Here is a 19,891-nt window from a genome sequence, read left to right as displayed (position 1 = left end):
AAAGAAGAAGTAAAAGAGCCGGCAAAAGAAGTTGAAGGATCGAAAGAAGAAGTAAAAGAGCCCGTAAAAGAAGTTGAAGAAACAAAAGAAGAAGTGAAAGAACCGGTAAAAGAAGTGAAAGAGGAAGTAAAAGAGCCAACGAAATAAGTTGAAGAAGCGAAAGAGGAAGTAAAAGAGCCAACGAAAAAAGTTGAAGAAGCGAAAGAGGAAGTAAAAGAGCCAACGAAAAAAGTTGAAGAAGTAAAAGAATCAGCAACAGGATTGGATCAAGAGCCAAAAGGGAATAATCAAGTTGTTGAAAAAGAGGGAAGAAAAGCAGATACTTTAAATAAACAACATGCTAATAAGTTTGAGGAAGATAAGAAATCTTTACCATCAACAGGCGGTGAAGCTAGCACATCGACTTTACTTTCTGGAATAACACTTGTTCTTTCCGCACTAAGTATGTTCGTATTTAGAAAGAGATTATTTAAGAAATAAATAACGTTTAATCTTATTATTATATATAATTAATTTTTGCTTTTTTGAGAAGACATTATCATGGCAGTTTCATTAGAAACATGCGTATGATGATGTCTTTTTTTATGAGAGAAGGATATTACTGGGGATTGTCTAGGTGTATTAGAAATGGAAGAAAGTAGATTATTGTCGGGAGATAAAGGGTGATTTGTTCACGATATGTACAAATTATAGGAAGAAATAATATGAAATATTGCATTTTATATTGTTGTATCCAGATTTTATGTTAAATTCTTGAATGGAATATTTAAATAGGGGGCAAGGATATGAACAAGAAATCAAAGATCAATAAAGTGATGCTTAGTATTAGTACAATGGCTCTATCGTTAGGGGCGCTTCAAGCTTCTGTATCAGCAGAAGAAAAAGTACCATATAATGTGCTGAAAACGAAACCGGTTGGAATTGAAAAACCAGTAGATGAGATTGGACACGTTTCTAAAGCAGTGGAAACATTATCGTTTCAAGAACGTTTAAAAGTAGGAGACTTTTCACAGCGACCAGCATCTATTATGAAGAGCTCAGAAGTAAAGCAAATTAAAGAAAGCTATTCAATGGCTGATTTAAACAAAATGAATAATCAAGAATTGGTTGAAACGCTAGGAAGTATTAAATGGAATCAAATTACAGACTTATTCCAGTTCAATGAAGATGCAAAGGCTTTTTATAAAGACAAAGGGAAAATGCAAGCGGTTATAGATGAATTAGCTCACCGAGGTAGTACGTTTACGAAAGATGATTCAAAAGGAATTCAAACGTTTACGGAAGTGTTACGTTCAGCTTTTTATCTCGCATTTTACAATAATGAATTAAGCGATTTAAATGAGAGAAGCTTCCAGGATAAATGTTTACCTGCTTTAAAAGCAATTGCAACCAATCCAAACTTTAAGCTTGGTACATATGAGCAAGATGCAGTCGTATCTGCATACGGTAAATTAATTAGTAATGCTTCAAGTGATGTGGAAACGGTTCAATACGCATCGAATATTTTAAAACAATACAATGATAATCTTCATACGTATGTAGACGATCGTATGAAAGGACAAGCTGTATACGATATGATGCAAGGTATTGATTATGATATGCAATCTTATTTATTTGAAACTCGTAAAGAAGCAAAAGATACAATGTGGTACGGGAAAATAGATGGATTTATTAATGAAATAAATCGTATTGCTCTTTTAAATGAAGTAACACCAGAAAATAAGTGGCTCGTTAATAATGGAATTTATTTTGCTAGTCGTTTAGGGAAGTTTCATAGTAATCCAAATAAAGGTTTAGAGGTTGTTACACAAGCAATGCATATGTATCCGCGTTTAAGTGAGCCGTATTTTGTTGCAGTAGAACAAATTACGACAAATTATAACGGAAAAGATTATAGCGGTAATACGGTAGATTTAGAGACGATACGTAAAGAAGGAAAAGAACAGTACTTACCAAAAACGTATACATTCGACGATGGATCTATCGTATTTAAAACAGGAGATAAAGTATCAGAAGAAAAAATTAAGAGACTATACTGGGCTGCAAAGGAAGTAAAAGCACAGTATCATCGTGTAATTGGGAATGACAAAGCATTAGAGCCAGGTAATGCAGACGACGTATTAACGATAGTAATCTATAATACTCCAGACGAATATCAGTTAAACAGACAACTGTATGGATATGAAACAAACAACGGTGGCATTTATATAGAAGAAACAGGTACATTCTTTACATATGAGCGTACGCCAGAACAAAGTATTTATAGCTTAGAAGAGTTATTCCGTCATGAGTTTACTCATTATCTTCAAGGTAGATTTGAAGTGCCAGGTTTATTTGGAAGAGGAGATATGTATCAAAATGAAAGATTAACTTGGTTCCAAGAAGGAAATGCAGAATTTTTCGCAGGATCTACTCGTACAAATAATGTAGTACCGAGAAAGAGCATCATTAGTGGATTATCATCTGATCCTGCAAGCCGTTATACAGCAGAGCGCACATTATTTGCTAAATATGGTTCTTGGGATTTCTATAATTACTCGTTCGCATTGCAATCTTATTTATATACACATCAATTTGAAACATTTGATAAAATTCAAGATTTAATTCGTGCAAATGACGTGAAAAATTATGATGCCTATCGTGAGAATTTAAGTAAAGATTCTAAACTAAATAAAGAGTATCAAGAGTATATGCAACAGCTAATTGATAATCAAGATAAATATAATGTACCGGAAGTAGCAGATGATTATTTAGCTGAACATGCACCAAAATCGTTAACAGCAGTAGAGAAAGAAATTAGTGATACGTTGCCGATGAAAGAGGCAAAAATGACAAAACATAGCTCCCAATTCTTTAATACATTTACATTAGAAGGTACATTTACAGGTAGTGTAACAAAAGGTGAATCCGAAGATTGGAACGAAATGAGTAAACGAGTAAATGAGGCACTAGAACAACTGGCGCAAAAAGAATGGAGTGGCTACAAAACTGTTACAGCATACTTCGTCAATTATCGTGTCAATAGTTCAAATGAATTTGAATATGATGTAGTCTTCCACGGTATCGCAAAAGATGATGGAGAAAATAAAGCTCCAACGGTTAATATAAATGGACCTTATAATGGGCTTGTAAAAGAAGGAATTCAATTTAAAAGTGATGGCTCAAATGATGAAGATGGAAAAATTGTTTCTTATTTATGGGAATTTGGAGATGGCAGCACAAGTGCAGAAGTTAATCCAATACATGCATATGAAAGAGAAGGAATTTATAAATTAGCGTTAAGAGTAAAAGATGATAAAGGTAAAGAGAGCAGAAACGAAACCACTGTTACGATTAAAGATGGAAGTTTAACAGAATTAGAACCAAATAATCGTCCAGAGGAAGCAAATCGTATCGGGCTAAACACTACTATAAAAGGTAGCCTTATCGGCGGAGATCACACCGATGTTTATACATTTAATGTAGCATCAACGAAAAATATCGATATTTCCGTTTTAAATGAGTATGGAATCGGGATGACATGGGTGCTTCACCATGAATCAGATATGCAAAATTATGCCGCTTACGGTCAAGCTAATGGAAATCATATAGAGGCAAAATTTAATGCAAAACCAGGTAAGTATTATTTGTATGTATATAAATATGATAATGGCGATGGAACGTACGAATTATCAGTAAAATAAGTGCTTTTCCAATGTATGTTTAACTTTACTTTTTGTGGAAAATAGTATATTATATAGATATATAATATATCGGTTATTTACTAGGAGGAGCCTGTCACAATAGGTTTCTCCTGTTCTTTTTTAGGGGCCTGTCATACAGGCTTTTCTTTAAAGGGGAAATAACTGAAAATTAAGAACTATAATCTTTGAAAGAGGTGGGGCATACACATAACAAAAAAGGGATTGTTTAAGAGAGGGGGATAAGAAATGGATTTGTTTGGTTATCCACTTGAAACAATTTATTTATACGGATTTATTATTGCTACTATACTCACTGTTATTTATATCTTTTTTGGAGATATATTTGAATCCATATTTAGTTTTGGAGGCGGATCTGTATCCGTTGTTACTTTATTACTTAGTTTTTTCGCCATGTTATGTGGACTTAGTTATATAGGAGAATATTTATTCTCCTTTAATAGCATTCTTATTTTCGGGTCTGCATTTGCTATATCCTTTATTGGTGTTTTCATAATGAAAATATTAATTTTAAAGCCGATTGCAGAAGCAGAACAAAACACTGTGCAGCGTATGGATGAATTTATTGGTTGTAAGGGAGAGGTCATTACGACTATTCCTACAGAAGGGTTTGGTGAAGTATTAATTTCCTCCCAATTTGGAAACAATGCAATCCTAGCTAAAACAGTTGGAAAGAAAGATATTTCACAAGGAACTGAAGTTATTATCGAGGGAGTCCAAGATGGTGTTCTGCTTGTACAGAACATTGCTTATTCTTTAAAGAAACCAAAATTATAAGGGGGAATTTACATGACGATTCCATTAATTATCGGTGGAGTATTACTCGCAATTTTAATTCTACTCATTTTAGTATTCATTACAAAGTATCGAACAGTTGGACCAGATGAAGCATTAATTGTTACTGGAAACTGGCTTGGTGGCGGGAAAAATGTAGTTACCACTGATGATGGAAAGAAGATTAAGATTATTCGTGGCGGCGGTACTTTCGTAGTTCCGATTATGCAAAGAGCAGAGCCTTTAAGTCTATTAAACTACAAATTAGAAGTGGGAACACGTGATACGTATACGAAACAAGGTGTTCCGATTACAGTAAATGGTGTTTCTATTATTAAAGTAGGGTCTACCATTGAAGAAGTTTCTACAGCAGCTGAACAATATTTAGGAAAAGAAACAGAAGAGTTAAAAATAGAAGCAAAAGAAGTTTTAGAAGGGCATCTACGTGCTATTTTATCTTCTATGACAGTAGAAGATGCCTATAGTAATAGAGAGCAATTTGCTCAGAAGGTACATGAAGTAGCTTCTACAGATTTAAAGAAGATGGGACTTCGCATCGTTTCCTTTACAATTAAAGAAATTATGGATAAGAACGGTTACTTAGATGCACTTGGTCAGCCACAAATTGCGATGGTTAAGCGTGATGCAACAGTTGCAAATGCAGAGCGTGAAAAAGAGGCGCGAATTGAAAAAGCTCGTGCTGAGAAAGAAGCGAAAGAAGCTGAGTATCAACGTGATGCACAAATCGCTGAAGCTGAAAAACATAAAGAGTTAAAAGTACAATCTTATAAGAGAGACCAAGAACAAGCTCGCGCAGATGCAGATCTTTCCTATGAATTACAACAAGCAAAAGCGCAACAAGGTGTTACAGAAGAGCAAATGCGCGTTAAAATCATTGAGCGTGAAAAGCAAATTGAATTAGAAGAAAAAGAGATTGCGCGTCGTGAAAAGCAATATGATGCAGAAGTAAAGAAAAAGGCAGATGCAGATCGCTATGCTGTTGAACAATCAGCAGAAGCGGAAAAAGTAAAACAAATGAAAAAAGCAGATGCAGATCAATATAAAATTGAAGCGGAAGCAAGAGCACGTGCAGAAGAAGTTCGTGTAGAAGGTTTAGCGAAGGCGGAAATCGAAAAAGCGCAAGGTCAAGCAAAAGCAGAAGTACAAAAAGCACAAGGTACAGCGGAAGCAGATGTTATCAGATTAAAAGGTTTAGCAGAAGCGGAAGCGAAACAAAAAATTGCAGAGGCATTTGAGTTATATGGCCAAGCGGCGATTATGGATATGGTTCTTAACATGCTTCCAAGTTATGCGAAGGAAGTTGCAAGCCCACTTAGCAACATTGATAAAATTACAGTTGTCGATACAGGTGGCGGTGGTAAAAATAGCGGTGCCGGAAAAGTTGCAGGTTATGCGACTGATTTAATGGCAACGATGCAAGAAACATTAAAAGCTTCTTCTGGCATTGATTTAAAAGAGTTATTAGAAGGATTTGCTGGAAAAGGAGCAGTACAACAATTATCAAACGATAAACCTGTTGTATCTGTAGTAGAAGATGCGAAAAAAGAAGTAGAAAAAGATAAAGAATAGTAAAGCGGGAGGAACCTCTAGTAAGTGAGATACTAGAGGTTCTTCTGTGAATTATAATATTTCGAATAATATACATTTTTATATATTGTTTTAATTATTTAATTTATATAGAATGAAAAAGGTATGTATCAACTCTTCAATAGAGAAAGAGATAGAGAGTCGCATTGATACATTTAAATCGTATGATTTATATAAAGAAATTAAATGTAAAACAATTACATTTAAAACGGTATGGAGGGGTAGAAATATGTTTCAAGGGAAATTAAGGAGTAGTAGTTTAAAAGCAAAGTTACTTGTGTCATTTGTTATCATTTTGATTCTTCCAAGTATTGTAATTGGTTGGACTTCTTATCAGCAAGCGAAGACAAACTTTAATGAGACGATTTCACAATCGGCGAAAGACAATATAAAAATTTTGGATAATGTAATTAATAAAGAATTGGATAGTAAAAAAGTAGATGCAGTTTATTTTACGAAACTATTTACACAATCAAGTTACCAAACGGATCAAATACAAAATATCCAAAATAAACTAGAAGAATATAATAAGTTACATCCAGAACTGGAAGCCATCTATACTGGATCCAGCAATGGGCAGTTTATTCAATCACCGTCTATTCAAATGCCAGAAGGATATAATCCTACAGAAAGAGATTGGTATAAAGAGGCAGTGAAAAAAAGTGGAGAAGTAATTATTACAGCTCCATATAAATCAAAAACGACAGGAAATATTGTTATTACAATAGCAAAACAAAATGAGGATAAGAGCGGTGTTCTTGGTATTGATTTAATTATTAATGATATCGTAAACACTTCAAAGATGGTTAATATCGGTAAAAGTGGATATGTAGCAATTTTTGATCAAGATAAAAATGTGGTAGCGCATCCAACGATGAAGCCAGGTGATAAGGTAGAAGAGAAACTTGAAAAAGAGTTGTACAAACAAGAAACAGGTGATTTTAATTTCAGATTAGATGGTGAAGATCGTCATATCACTTTTAAAACAAATAAGATAACTGGATGGAAAATAGCAGGAATTATGCCTGCAAAAGAAATTATTGAAGCTGCTGAACCTATTTTCTATAAAACGATAACTGTTATTGGTATTTCATTAATAATTGGCGGGATTTTAATTTACTTCATAATTGCTTCTATTATTAATCCGTTAAAACAACTTGTTATATCGTCGAAAAAGATTAGTGAAGGCGATTTAACAGAATCCATTACAGTTCATTCTAAAGATGAAATTGGACAGCTAGGAGAAAGCTTTAACGAGATGGCAGCATCATTACAGAATGTCATTTCCAATATAAATACTTCAGCAGGTCATGTAGCGGCATCTTCAGAAGAATTAACAGCTAGTATGAAGCAGACGAGTGAAGCAACTGAACAAATTACACAAGCGATAGAGCAAGTGTCGAGTGGAGCGGAAATACAAACGAAAGAAGTCGAAGAAGGCGCAACATTATTAGAAGAAGTTACAGAAGGAATTCAACGTGTGGCAGACAGTTCTTCATTAGTATCCACAGCATCTATGTATACGAAGAAAAAGGCTGAAGATGGTGGAAAGTTAGTTGAACAGACGGTGAATCAAATGCAATTAATCCATGAGTCTGTTTCACAATCAGATAAAGTTATTGTTTTGCTAGATGATAAGTCGAAACAAATTGGAGCAATCCTTGAGGTAATTCAACATATTGCAGAGCAGACAAATTTATTAGCATTAAATGCTGCAATTGAGGCTGCGAGAGCTGGAGAACAAGGAAGAGGATTTGCCATTGTAGCAGATGAAGTGCGAAAGTTAGCAGAACAATCAGGACAGTCTTCTACGGAAATTGGAAAACTAGTAAAAGAGATACAATTTGACATAAAAGAAACAGTAAGCTCTATGAAGCAAGTTGGGACAGAAGTACAATCAGGACTTGTAGTTGCAAATGAAACGAAGCAAAGCTTCGCTGAAATATTGAAGTCTACAGATGATACAGTTGTACAAATTGATAGTATGGTAGAAGTAGCGGAACAAATGACAGTAGATGCAAAACAAGTTAGTGCATCTATTAATGAAATTGCAGCTACAATTGAAGAAAATGCAGCAAGCGTTCAAAATATTGCTGGTTCTTCAGAAGAACAATTAGCTTCGGTAGATGAAATCAATGCAGCAGCAGTTCATTTATCGCAAATGGCAGAAGAATTACAAGAGATGATTGGGAAATTTAAAGTGTAATAAAAAAATGTTAAGAAACGAGGTAGTAATTGTACTTCGTTTCTTTTTTTGTGAAGATAAAAATAAAGAAATATAGAGTAACCGTGTTATGATTAGTTGTAATTACAAAAGACTGTAAATTCATTAAATTCTATCTTTAATTATGTTAGGGGAATGGTTTTGAAATTTAAAAAGTTAAAACTACAACCGAGAATTACAATAACAATTAGTACACTTATTCTAGTCGTACTTCTATTAACAAGTTATTTATTTTATTACATATTGTCTGAAACGGTAGAAGAGCAAATTGGGAAACGGGCTTTGCATGTTGCGAAAACAGTTGCTGCTATACCTGAAATAACGGAAGCTTTTCAAAAAGAAAACCCAGCTTCTATCATTCAGCCAATTGCAGAAAAAATTCGAATTGATACAGATGCTGATTTTATTGTAGTTGGAAACAAAGAGGGGATTCGATATGCACATCCTAAGCGAGATAAAATAGGAGAAGCAATGGTTGGTGGAGATAATAAAGGAGTTCTATTAGAAGGAAAATCTTATATTTCGAAAGCAACTGGATCATTAGGTCCTTCATTACGCGGCAAAGTTCCAATCCGTAATCAGGAAAATGAAATTATAGGCGTGGTGTCTGTTGGATTTTCAATAGATGATATTCATGGAGCGGTAGAAGTATATGGAAAGCGTGTATTTTGGATTACAGTAATAGGTCTTTTAATCGGGATAATTGGTTCTATATATTTAGCCGGAAGTATAAAAAGAATGATGTTTGGGATGGAGCCAGAAGAAATTTCATCTTTATATGAAGAGCATAGTACAGTGATTCAATCTGTACGTGAAGGGATTATTGTCATTGATCACAATGGCATGATTAGTTTAGTCAATCAAGCGGCTTATGATATTCTTTCGTTAGATGAACAGCGTAATATTATTGGAGAATTTATTTTAAATGTAATTCCTAATTCAACGATACTAGATGTACTTCAAACTGGTGAAGAACAGTTTGATCGTCAATTAAATATAAAAGGGCAGGCTGTTATTGCGAACCGTCTACCTATTAAAGTGAAAAATAAAGTAACTGGCGTTGTATCGAGCTTACGTTTGAAATCTGAAATGGATCAGTTAACAGCAGAGTTATCTCAGACGAAGCAATATACAGAGGCCTTACGAGCGCAAACGCACGAATATAACAATTTGTTGTATACGCTTTCGGGGCTTATCCAGTTAGAATCATATGAAGATGCTTTAGAGCTTATTCATAAGGAAACAGCGGTATATCAAGATTTTGTTCAATTTATTATGAAGCGAATTCAAAATCCATGGTTAGGTGGAATTTTAATTGGATTCTATAATAGAGCGCGAGAGTTAAAGATTGATTTTATGCTAGATCGAGAAAGTAGCTTAGATAAATTAAGCCCGCATATTGAGAGTAATTACGTCGTTTCTATTTTAGGAAATTTAATTACGAATGCATTTGAAGCAATTGAAAGAAATGAAGAGAATGATAAGAAGGTAAGGATGTTTGTAACTGATATTGGAGAAGAGATAGTAATTGAAGTGGAAGATTCAGGACAAGGGATTCATGATGAAGTCATTACTAGCATATTTTATAAAGGCTTCTCTACGAAAGAAGGCGGGAAACGAGGATATGGATTAGCAAAAGTGAAAGAGTTAGTAGAAGATTTAAATGGAAGTATTGCAATCGAAAAAGGGGATTTAGGTGGTGCATTATTTATTATTGCATTACCAAAAGAGAGAGGCGAATTGTAATGGGTGAGGAGATTGAAGTATTGATTGTAGAAGATGATATTCGAATTGCGGACATTCATCGTCGTTTTACTGAAAAGATTGAGGGATTTAAAGTAATTGGAACAGCAACGACTGGAGAACAAGCGAAAGAATGGCTAGAGCTTGTGAAGCCACAGCTCGTTTTATTAGACGTGTACTTACCTGATATGCAAGGAACGGAACTTGTCACATATATTAGGCATAATTTGCATGATACAGATATTATTATGATTACAGCTGCATCGGAAACAGATGTAGTGAGGCACGCTCTACGAGGCGGGGTAACAGATTATATCGTAAAGCCACTTATGTTTGATCGATTTAGGGCGAGTTTGGAAAGTTACCAAAAAAAGATTGTGCAGTTAAAGAAAACTAATCAATTATCTATAGAGCAAATTGAACATTTATGGTCTCAAAGAGGCGTAAAGGGAAATGAAATAGAATATGCCCCGAAAGGGATAGATCCTTTAACTTTAGCAAAAATAAAAAAGCATATGTTAACAGTTGAGGAAGAAGGTATTACGGCAGAAGTGTTAAGCTCAATGGTTGGGGTAAGCCGATCAACAGCGAGGCGCTATTTAGAGTATTTAATATCTGGAAAGAAAGTTCATGCGGAGCTTATATATGGGAGTGTAGGGAGACCAGAAAGAAGGTATTTTCTTGTTTCTTCATAACAAAAAAACAGTAGAGAATTACATTTCTTCTACTGTTTTTTTACGTCTTATATTGGAATAATTCCGATTACAATTCCCGTAATTAACATCACCATTGTCGTTCCAACAGCCCAAAGTAACGTAAAGCGTTGATGTTCACCAAAATCAACTTTGGCCATTCCGACTAATAAATAAGTGGAAGCGACAAGAGGACTTAATAAGTGAACAGGTTGCCCGAGTAATGAAGCGCGTCCCATTTCAGCTGCACTAATTCCGTAAGCAGCGGCAGCTTTCGTTAAAATAGGTAATACTCCGAAGTAAAATGCATCATTGGACATGAAAAATGTGAACGGCATACTAAGAAGAGCTGTAATAATCGGTAGTTGTGGTCCAAGAGCGTCTGGTATAAGAGTAACTACACTTTGAGCCATTGCATCTACCATTTTTGTTCCTGATAAAATACCAGTGAAAATTCCAGCGGCAAATACGAGAGAAACAACGGCTAATACGTTTCCTGCGTGAGAAGCAATACGTTCTTTCTGTTGTTCTAAGTTCGGATAGTTAAGCATAACAGCAATAGCGAAAGCGATTGTAAATAAAACAGGTAACGGCATAACTTCTAGTATGAGACAGACAAGTAAGGTAACAGTTAATAAAAAGTTAATCCATAGAAGTTTAGGACGTTTATGAACGGCAGCTTCTACTGTTGCAGCTTGCTCATCCATCGTTTGCATTTGTTTTAAATATTGTACATCCATAATTCCTAATCGTTTTCTTTCCTTTGTTCCAAGATAGTAAGCAACGAAAACGACCCAAATTGCACCAGCGATCATTCCTGGTATAAGTGGTGTAAAGAGCTCTGATGCGTCTAGTCCAAGAGCACTCATAACCCGAGCTGTCGGTCCGCCCCACGGTGTAAGATTTGTCACTCCTGCTCCTAACATAACAACCCCAGCTAGTATAAGTGGATTCATTCCAAGGCGTTTATATAATGGGTACATTGCGGAAACCGTAATCATATACGTTGTTGTTCCATCCCCATCTAATGAAACGATAATAGTAAGAATCGCTGTACCAACAACAATTTTTAAAGGATCTCCTTTTACAAATTTCAAAATCCTACTAATGACAGGATCGAATAAACCGCTATCAATCATAATTCCAAAATACAAAATAGCAAACATAAGCATAATACCAGTAGGTGCTAGTTTTTGAATTCCTTCTAACATCATAGGTCCCATATTTGCATAAAAACCGCCAATTAATGCGAAAGTAATTGGAATTAATATTAATGCTACTAGTGCTGACATACGTTTCGTCATAATTAAAAACATAAAGACAAATACCATCGCAAATCCAAGTAGTGCTAACATGTAATCTCCCCCTCAAAAATGATTGCGCTTTCAAAAAAAGTGATGAAAATTCAGAAAAATTGTTTTTTATTTATCATAAAAGCATTCATTCAAATGGTAAATAATTTGAAAAATAACATCATTAGAAGCATAATTTTTATTTTGGTCATTTTGTTCACGGTAGTTAATTTGAATTTTTAAAAAGTAAGCTGCTCTCCGTAAGAATGGTAGAATAAGATGAAAATATTGAAGTGTGAAATAGGGAGTAGATTTTATATGAAAACGAGAATGGAAGAGATTTATAGTTCTTATGAAGGAAAAGTAGAAGAGATTTTTGTTAATGAATCTTCTTACGTATATGAGTGGGAAAATTTAATGATGATCCGAAAAAATAACGGTGAGCTTGAAAAAGTTGCGGTCGGTATTAGTGGAAATATAAGATTAGTAAATGTAGTTGCTGGGCAGCAAATTAATACAGATACATTATTAGTTAAGTTAGAAGACGATTTATTAATTACAGGTTGTGAATGATGAGAGATGTGTAGAAATGGCTACACATCTTTTTTGGTCTTTATATTACAAAAAGTACATTATTTTTTCACAAATCTCACACAACTTTTTGATATGCTCCTTGTGGAAGATACGGTTAGGGAGGAAGTAAAATGAGAACAAAGTATGTGACACTTGCTATATGCTTATTCTTTGTCTTTACAATAGTAGGCTGTGGTAAGAAACAAGCAGAGGCTGTAGCAATTGATGAGAAACATGATAAGTGTGATATTTGCCAAATTGGGGTAATGGATAATCAATTTGCAACAGAAGTCATTTTAGAAAATGGAAAAGCGTTAAAGTTTGATGATATCGGTTGTATGTATAAATGGATGGAGATTAATCCAGGTGAAAAGACGAAAGAAAAATTTGTTCGAGATTATGATTCGAAAGAATGGATTTCGTTAGAAGATGCGACTTACGTATATGATAAAACAATAACGACACCGATGGCTTATAATATCATTTCATTTGAAAATAAAAAGGATGCAGAGAGTTTTGTGTCTAACTATAAAGGGAAAGTTCTTTCATATAAAGAGCTAGCAGAGCATAAATGGGAAATGAATAAAGAGATGATGGGGAACCCGAAAAAGGGAAATCACGGTGGTCATCATTAATACTAAAAAAGACAACTACATAAGTTGTCTTTTTTTAGTATTACTCAGGTGCAAATATAGAAAAGGTGTAAAAATTTTAGAAGAACGGTTACAATGGAATATAGTAACCTAAAGCAATCATTTACCCCGTATTAACGGGCAGTAAAACTCCCACCTTAAAATTAGGCAGGAGCAAAGAAGTTAGGTGGGAGATCAACAGCCCGTAAATGCCCGATTGGTTCAACTAATAATCAGTGAGGTGAACCCTCCCACTGATTAAAGTTTCACTTTATGTACTTTTTAGAAATGTATACAAATGCGGTAAAATCGTGCTAAACTAATTGCTTCATAATGTTAATGATGAGGCCATCAGGCACATCATTCCAATAGGTTGAGAAACATAGTATAGGTTTTAAGATAATCCGATTAAAGAAGGAATATAAAGGGCTTATGGATAAATGTACTCAAGAAGAGTTATTGTATGTGATGGAGGAATGGTTAAGAAAACATTATCTTTCATAGGAGCTGTAGTTGTGAGAAAACAAAAAATTTTATTATGTATGTTATTAGGACTTTTAATGACGGTAGTGGCTTGCGATAAGCAAGAGGAGCCAGAATCGAAACCGGTTCATGTGAAAAACGAAAAGAAAAAAGAAAAGCATAAAGAACAGGAAGAACCTAAAGAAGAAAAAAGTATAAATTTAATGGACAAACAGTTGCTACTTTCTGCGACTCTTGGAGACACGGAAACAGCTATGAAGCTGATTCAAGATGGAGCCAATATAAACGTAGAAGGTGACAACGGAGAAACTCCTATCCTTGCAGCAACGTATCAAAATCATGTAGAGACAGTTAAAGCGTTAATTGGTGCAGGTGCTAATATTGAAAGGAAAGATGAGAAACAAAGTAATCCATTTCTTTATGCAAGTAGAGAAGGGTATACAGACATTGTAAAGCTACTAATTAATGCAGGGGTTAATACGAAAGAAACTACTAAATCAGGTGGAACAGCACTCATTTCTGCATCTGAACGTGGCCATGTAGAGGTCGTAAAAGAGTTATTAGAGCATACAGATATTGATGTGAACTATAGAAATGATCGTGGTGGAACAGCTGTAGTAGAAACAATCGTATTAGGAAATGGTAGTGAAAATCATAAGAAAGTAATTCAAATGCTTATTGACCACGGGGCAGATGTAAATATGGCCAATAAGGAAAATATTACGCCACTGCAATATGCTGAAAAAAGAGGTTTTAAAGATATTGCAAATATGTTGAGGTTAGCTGGAGCGAATGAAGTCGTACAGCCACAACCGGTGGAATAACAAGATAAAGAAATAAAAAGTACGAAATAATCTCATTTAGATAGACAGAATGAAGAAGTCATTTAGTATGATGGATTCAGTAATGTGTATTTGAATGGGATTTTTTTGTTGAAAATGAACAAATAGTTTCTATATGCTGCAGAATGAATATGAGATAAAGGCAGGGTTCTAATGGAAATACAAAGAGTCTATAACGAAGCTTAAAACGATGTCTGCAAGGAAAAAAGCGTTAGATGAAACTTTAAAAGCAAATTAGTATTTCAGCTCGTACGAGTCAAAAATAAGAAAAAGCCGTATCCGAAAAAGGATACGGCTTTTTCAAGGAGATAAGGGATCAAAAAAATGAAGAAGTCTTATCTCTTTTATATGAGTAAAGGGTCTAGAATGAATCTTGTCCTTTTCATTATTTGTTTAACTCCATTGCAACTTGTTTGCCATTTACGAAAACCTCTGCCACCGCTACTACAACTTCCATCACTTTTTTCATGTCTCATCTCTCCTTGTTTTTTGTTTCATTTCTTACTTTTAGTATAAGGAAATATAGCACTTGCAACTATCGAATTGGATGACAAGAGACTTACATTGTTGTAAGGACAATCGTTTTATTTGTAATAAATGTGATTTTGAATGTGGATTCAGAAATTTCTGTTGTTTTGAACTATAATTAGAAAGAGAGTGGCTTAGAAAGAAGGGAATAATATGAAAAGAATTCTTGTTATTAGTGATATTCATGGAGAAATAGAAAAGTTCGAACGGTTATTGGAAGAAGCTCAATATGATGTAAGACAGGATCAATTAATTTTACTGGGAGATTATGTAGATCGTGGTCCAAATGCGCGTGCTGTAATTGAAAAGGTAAAAGCGTTAAAAGAAGAGGGAGCCCTCGTTCTAAAGGGTAATCATGAAGATATGATGATTAAAGCGTTAACGACTGATGAAGAACGTTCATGGAACCATTGGGTAAAAAGGAATGGTGGAGATAAGACTTTATACAGCTATGGCTTTGTAGAAGAAGATATTGTGGTTAATGAAGAAGCCTTCCAAAAACCAATTTTACAATCGCATATTTTAGAGGAACATGTAAAATTTATTCAAGAATTAGATCATTACATTGAAACAGAAGAGTATATATTTGTACATGCCGGTGTTGAGCCATTGAAGCGAGTTTCGGAATGTGAACCGTATACGTTAATGTGGATACGTAATGAGTTTCATAGTGGGTATAGTGGTGAAAAGGTTGTTGTATTTGGTCATACGGAAACAAAAACGTTTCATGGTAGTGAGAATTGTGGCGTGTATTTTGGGAGTAATCGTATTATAGGGATTGATGGCGGTGCTGTATATGGTGGCCAGTTAAATTGTTTAGAATTGCCGAGTAAAAAGGTGTACGTAGTAAAAAGTTGAAAGAGATAAGGGAGTCTTATTTCTTTCAATTTTTTATTAAGAAAAATTTAAGAAAGAATTTTTATAATAAATCTTTCAAATTTTATATTGAGAAAAACGTTAAAATATAATTATAAATAGGATTGAACGATATGGTGGAAGGTGAGAATATGCGCTTACTCGTAGTAGAAGATAATGCTTCTTTAGTAGAGTCTATTGTCCAAATATTACGCGATGAATTTGAAGTAGATACAGCATTGAATGGAGAAGATGGATTATTTCTAGCGTTACAAAATATATATGATGCCATTTTGCTTGATGTGATGATGCCAGAAATGGACGGTTTTGAAGTGATTCAAAAAATACGTGATGAAAAAATTGAAACACCAGTCCTATTTTTGACAGCGAGAGACTCTCTAGAAGATCGAGTGAAAGGCTTAGATTTTGGTGGAGATGACTATATTGTTAAGCCGTTTCAGGCTCCAGAATTAAAAGCAAGAATTCGTGCGTTGTTACGAAGAAGTGGTAGTTTAACAACAAAGCAGACTATTCGTTATAAAGGGATTGAACTGTTCGGAAAAGATAAAGACGTTCAAGTAGATGGACAAAGTATGAAGTTAACATTAAAACAATATGAGCTTCTAGAGTACCTTGTTCAAAATAGCGGAAAGATTTTAATGCGTGAACAAATTTTTGATCGTGTTTGGGGATTTGATTCAGATACGACAGTAGCAATTGTAGAAGTATATGTACATCATTTACGTAAAAAATTAGAGCCATTCGGTTATCAGAAAGATATTCAAACTGTTCGAGGTATTGGATATATATTAAAAGAACAATGAAAAAGGGAAGCATGTTTCAGAAAACACGTATTCGATTGACTATATTGAATTCATTAGTATTTATTATCTTGATAGGTGTATTAGGCAGTATCATTTATTCATACACATATAATCGTATTTATAATGAAGTAGATAAATCGATAGGAAAATCCGTTCAGCATAGAAAGAATTCAGATGATAAAAAACTACCTAAAAAAATCAGGGGATATCCTCCGATTGGGGATCCAAGGATAATGGAGTTAACTTGGCTTGGAAACACAGTGGAGATAGGTATTGAAAACGGCAAACGCCGTTTTATCTTTGAAGATAATTTGGAAAAGTTTTCTCCAAAGAAATTAGGAACTTTGCAAGATATAGAAGTGCAAGGGCAATATTTTAGAACGTTTGCATTTCAACAAGATACAAAAATAGTTCAAATTGTACGAGATATAACAGCTGAAAAAGAAATGTTAAATACTTTATTTTTAATTCTTGTTATTGGTTGTAGTGTAGGAAGTTTATGTGCAATAGGCATCGGCTTTTTCTTAGCCGGCAGGGCACTCATACCCATTCAAAATTCGTGGGAAAAACAGCAGCAGTTCGTTTCGGATGCATCGCATGAATTAAGGACACCACTTGCGGTTATTCAATCAAAAACGGATGTGTTATTCCAGTCACCATCTGCGACAATAGAAGAAAAAGCGATGGATATTTCTACGATTTCAAAGGAGTGTCGACGATTATCTAAGCTTGTAACTAATTTATTATTGTTAGCACGCTCGGATTCTAATCAAATTGAGATGGATAAGAAAACATTTGAAATGGATAAATTGTTAGAAGAAATAGTAGATCCATATAAGGAAATTGCTTCATATCAAGAAAAAGAGATGATATTGAAAGTAGAACATGACATATCATTTATGGGTGATAGAGAGAGAATTCATCAAATGATGGTCATATTGTTAGATAATGCGATGAAGTATACAAATGGGGGCGGGCATATTCAAATCGATTGTACGCAAACGAGCAATTCAATTCGTATACGGGTGAAAGATGACGGGATAGGGGTTAAAGATGAGGACATCCCAAAATTATTTGATCGTTTTTATCAAGGTGATAAAGCGAGAAGTGCGTCAGAAGGAGCGGGATTAGGCCTTTCAATCGCAAATTGGATTGTAGAAAAGCATTATGGGAAAATATTAGTAGAGAGCAAATGGGGAGAGGGTGCTTGTTTTGAAGTGAATTTCCCTAAAAACCAAAGAATATAAGTGAGAAGACGATCTTGTTTTTGCAAGGTCGTCTTTTTTTAAGGGAAAGTTAAGAAACTATTTATAACATGTATGATATACAGAAAGTTCGCCCTATGAAGAAGTGATTATAAAAAGGTATTTGAGCAGATTATATCGATCATAATGTTATTTCGATTATGTATAGGGAATGATGGAAAAGAAAGTGTAAGAGGGAGGAATTAATTTTGAAAAAGAAAATGATGACGGTATTCACTATTGGAGTAATGAGCTTAAGCATATTAGGGGGGGCCTCTCCTTTTGAAACATCAAAAGGAAAGACAAATTACACGCAGCGCAGTAAAGAACAATTAAATAATGGGAAGATACATGCGGTGCATACAGAAGAAAAGGCGGAGAATCTAGGTATTGAAACGGAAGGGAAAGAACAAATTACGCTAGAAAAAGAAATTCATGAGACGGAAGTAGGAAGAGAAGCTGAACAGTTAGGAATTTCGATTGAAGGAAAAGACGTTGGAACCCTTTCAGAAGAAATCTATGAAACAAAAGTGAAGCAAGAAGCGTTAAAGCTAGGCATATCTATAGAGAATACAACGATTGTAAATTTAATTAATCAAATTAATACGATTAAAATTAATGATGAAGCGGATAAATTAGGCATTTCGACAAATGGAAAAGAAATAGAAGACATTGAGGAAGAAATCTATGGAACGAAAGTAAGAGAGGAAGCAGGGAAGTTAGGTATTTCCCAAAAAGGAAAAGAGATAGAAACGTTAGTGCAAGAAGTGTACGAACAAAAAGTGCAGGAAGAAGCAAAAAAATATCATATTGATTTGTATGGTAAAGATATATATCAAGTATTAAGCGAAATTAATGAACAAAAAGTGTTACAAATGGCAGATGAGCTTAATATGGATAAAACGAATATGAACGTTCAAGAATTAGCAGAAAAAATTAAAAAAAATCAGCCTGAAAAAGGAAAAGAACTAAATTTTGTACCGGTGATTCGCACGGATGCTGACGCGTTTTATTCTTATTTAACGAACTAAAAAGGGCGTGAGAGTGATAAGGAGATGGAAGTGGTATATATGTATGGCTTTACTAGCTATAGCAGTATGGAATGTATATACAAATGGCATTACAAAGTATGTGGAGAAGTTAACATTCTTCAATATACAAAGCGGAAAAGAAGCAGATTTTAGTAATAATGATGAAAAGGTCATCTTATCGAATGTACCTTTAATTCAGCAATTACCAGAGCTAGATAGAGGCTGTGAAGTGACTAGCTTAGCGATGATGTTACAATATGCAGGCATTACAGTGGATAAGATGAAATTAGCAAATGAAATAAAGAAAGTTGATTTTATGAAAGATGGTGTACGTGGGAATCCGAATGAAGGATTTGTAGGGAATATTTATACCTTTTCTGAATCTGGATATGGTGTATATCACGGACCACTTTTTCAATTAGCGAAAAAGTATTTACCTAATAAAGCTGTGGACTTAACAGGGAAGAGTATAGAAGAACTTTATAAGAGTGTAAAATCAGGACAACCGGTAGTTATGATTACGAATGCAACATTTGCGCCATTAGATGAAGATGAATTTACTACATGGGAAACAAATAGCGGAGATGTTTCTATTACGTATAATGAACATTGTGTAGTACTGATTGGATACGATGAAGAATTTGTATATATTCGGGATCCTCTCGAGGATAGCCTAGATGTAAAAGTGCCGAGAGGAACATTTGAAAAGGCATGGATGCAAATGGGGAGTCAGGCGATTAGTTATGTGAAAAGCTCTAAATGAATTAGTAAGGAAATAGATGTAAGGAACTGTAAGAGGAGTTTTTGTGGGTGTTTTTTGTTAAGAAATAAGAGAACTTCAGCTT

At 34.4% G+C, this 19,891-nt stretch carries 15 protein-coding genes and 2 pseudogenes; 16 read left to right on the top strand and 1 reads right to left on the bottom strand.

The annotated features are described in order from the left end of the window. The 8 genes and pseudogenes from DN392_RS26545 to DN392_RS26515 all read left to right on the top strand — a co-directional run. A pseudogene (locus tag DN392_RS26545) lies at positions 1–480 on the top strand (LPXTG cell wall anchor domain-containing protein); the annotation flags it as partial. A gap of 305 nt (positions 481–785) precedes the next feature. Further along, complete coding sequence (colA, locus tag DN392_RS26540; RefSeq protein ID WP_088321583.1) at positions 786–3,683, top strand: collagenase ColA; 2,898 nt, start codon at positions 786–788, stop codon at positions 3,681–3,683. Between the two features lie 246 nt (positions 3,684–3,929). Further along, entirely contained in the window at positions 3,930–4,478 is a 549-nt protein-coding gene (locus tag DN392_RS26535) for an NfeD family protein (RefSeq protein WP_000362893.1), read from the top strand. Positions 4,479–4,490: 12 nt separating this feature from the next. Beyond that, entirely contained in the window at positions 4,491–6,065 is a 1,575-nt protein-coding gene (locus tag DN392_RS26530; RefSeq protein ID WP_000154996.1) for a flotillin family protein, read from the top strand. Positions 6,066–6,177: 112 nt separating this feature from the next. Continuing rightward, positions 6,178–7,347, top strand: a pseudogene (locus DN392_RS31315) (HAMP domain-containing protein); the annotation flags it as partial. After that, a complete protein-coding gene (locus tag DN392_RS31310) occupies positions 7,342–8,289 on the top strand; it encodes a methyl-accepting chemotaxis protein (protein ID WP_370458318.1) in 948 nt (315 codons plus the stop codon). The pseudogene DN392_RS31315 and the gene DN392_RS31310, both read left to right, overlap by 6 nt. Positions 8,290–8,442: 153 nt before the next feature. Next, a complete protein-coding gene (locus tag DN392_RS26520; RefSeq protein ID WP_080483126.1) occupies positions 8,443–10,053 on the top strand; it encodes an ATP-binding protein in 1,611 nt (536 codons plus the stop codon). Continuing rightward, positions 10,053–10,745, top strand: a complete 693-nt coding sequence (locus tag DN392_RS26515) for a response regulator (protein ID WP_000503465.1) — start codon at positions 10,053–10,055, stop codon at positions 10,743–10,745. The genes DN392_RS26520 and DN392_RS26515 overlap by 1 nt, the downstream gene beginning before the upstream one ends. Before the next feature lie 47 nt (positions 10,746–10,792). Here the strand turns inward: DN392_RS26515 and DN392_RS26510 are convergent, their stop codons facing one another. Next, positions 10,793–12,097: a CitMHS family transporter gene (locus DN392_RS26510; RefSeq protein ID WP_000880453.1), complete on the bottom strand. Its 1,305-nt coding sequence runs from the start codon at positions 12,095–12,097 to the stop codon at positions 10,793–10,795. A gap of 255 nt (positions 12,098–12,352) precedes the next feature. Between DN392_RS26510 and DN392_RS26505 the strand changes: the two genes are divergently transcribed. The 8 genes from DN392_RS26505 to DN392_RS26470 all read left to right on the top strand — a co-directional run bounded on the left by DN392_RS26505 (position 12,353) and on the right by DN392_RS26470 (position 19,809). Then, complete coding sequence (locus DN392_RS26505) at positions 12,353–12,607, top strand: hypothetical protein (RefSeq protein WP_000857650.1); 255 nt, start codon at positions 12,353–12,355, stop codon at positions 12,605–12,607. A 131-nt stretch (positions 12,608–12,738) separates the two neighbouring features. After that, complete coding sequence (locus DN392_RS26500; protein WP_001259408.1) at positions 12,739–13,242, top strand: nitrous oxide reductase accessory protein NosL; 504 nt, start codon at positions 12,739–12,741, stop codon at positions 13,240–13,242. A gap of 437 nt (positions 13,243–13,679) precedes the next feature. After that, complete coding sequence (locus DN392_RS26495; RefSeq protein WP_000287345.1) at positions 13,680–14,546, top strand: ankyrin repeat domain-containing protein; 867 nt, start codon at positions 13,680–13,682, stop codon at positions 14,544–14,546. 699 nt (positions 14,547–15,245) lie between these two features. Then, complete coding sequence (locus DN392_RS26490; RefSeq protein ID WP_000821991.1) at positions 15,246–15,950, top strand: metallophosphoesterase family protein; 705 nt, start codon at positions 15,246–15,248, stop codon at positions 15,948–15,950. Between the two features lie 149 nt (positions 15,951–16,099). Next, positions 16,100–16,771 carry a response regulator transcription factor gene (locus tag DN392_RS26485; RefSeq protein ID WP_088321585.1) on the top strand — a complete coding sequence of 224 codons (672 nt, stop codon included), beginning with the start codon at positions 16,100–16,102 and terminating at the stop codon, positions 16,769–16,771. Then, entirely contained in the window at positions 16,768–18,018 is a 1,251-nt protein-coding gene (locus DN392_RS26480; protein ID WP_061673517.1) for a sensor histidine kinase, read from the top strand. The genes DN392_RS26485 and DN392_RS26480 overlap by 4 nt, the downstream gene beginning before the upstream one ends. 206 nt (positions 18,019–18,224) lie before the next feature. Next, on the top strand, positions 18,225–19,046 hold the full coding sequence (locus tag DN392_RS26475) for a transporter (RefSeq protein ID WP_088321584.1): 822 nt from the start codon (positions 18,225–18,227) through the stop codon (positions 19,044–19,046). A gap of 13 nt (positions 19,047–19,059) precedes the next feature. Further along, a complete protein-coding gene (locus DN392_RS26470; protein ID WP_061673515.1) occupies positions 19,060–19,809 on the top strand; it encodes a C39 family peptidase in 750 nt (249 codons plus the stop codon). Positions 19,810–19,891 lie beyond the last annotated feature (82 nt).

This window comes from Bacillus sp. BB51/4 (assembly GCF_008368845.1).
Lineage (GTDB): Bacteria > Bacillota > Bacilli > Bacillales > Bacillaceae_G > Bacillus_A > Bacillus_A wiedmannii.
This window is presented reverse-complemented; position numbering and strand designations above follow the sequence as displayed.

What these genes read in the sequence shown, in the direction of transcription:
- DN392_RS26485 (WP_088321585.1), top strand. Translation starts at nt 16,100, where the DNA reads ATGCGCTTACTCGTAGTAGAAGATAATGCTTCTTTAGTAGAGTCTATT.
- DN392_RS26480 (WP_061673517.1), top strand. Translation starts at nt 16,768, where the DNA reads ATGAAAAAGGGAAGCATGTTTCAGAAAACACGTATTCGATTGACTATA.
- DN392_RS26510 (WP_000880453.1), bottom strand. Translation starts at nt 12,097, where the DNA reads ATGTTAGCACTACTTGGATTTGCGATGGTATTTGTCTTTATGTTTTTA.
- DN392_RS31310 (WP_370458318.1), top strand. Translation starts at nt 7,342, where the DNA reads ATGGCAGCATCATTACAGAATGTCATTTCCAATATAAATACTTCAGCA.
- DN392_RS26505 (WP_000857650.1), top strand. Translation starts at nt 12,353, where the DNA reads ATGAAAACGAGAATGGAAGAGATTTATAGTTCTTATGAAGGAAAAGTA.
- DN392_RS26520 (WP_080483126.1), top strand. Translation starts at nt 8,443, where the DNA reads ATGGTTTTGAAATTTAAAAAGTTAAAACTACAACCGAGAATTACAATA.
- DN392_RS26535 (WP_000362893.1), top strand. Translation starts at nt 3,930, where the DNA reads ATGGATTTGTTTGGTTATCCACTTGAAACAATTTATTTATACGGATTT.
- DN392_RS26530 (WP_000154996.1), top strand. Translation starts at nt 4,491, where the DNA reads ATGACGATTCCATTAATTATCGGTGGAGTATTACTCGCAATTTTAATT.
- DN392_RS26490 (WP_000821991.1), top strand. Translation starts at nt 15,246, where the DNA reads ATGAAAAGAATTCTTGTTATTAGTGATATTCATGGAGAAATAGAAAAG.
- DN392_RS26495 (WP_000287345.1), top strand. Translation starts at nt 13,680, where the DNA reads ATGTACTCAAGAAGAGTTATTGTATGTGATGGAGGAATGGTTAAGAAA.
- DN392_RS26500 (WP_001259408.1), top strand. Translation starts at nt 12,739, where the DNA reads ATGAGAACAAAGTATGTGACACTTGCTATATGCTTATTCTTTGTCTTT.
- colA (WP_088321583.1), top strand. Translation starts at nt 786, where the DNA reads ATGAACAAGAAATCAAAGATCAATAAAGTGATGCTTAGTATTAGTACA.
- DN392_RS26515 (WP_000503465.1), top strand. Translation starts at nt 10,053, where the DNA reads ATGGGTGAGGAGATTGAAGTATTGATTGTAGAAGATGATATTCGAATT.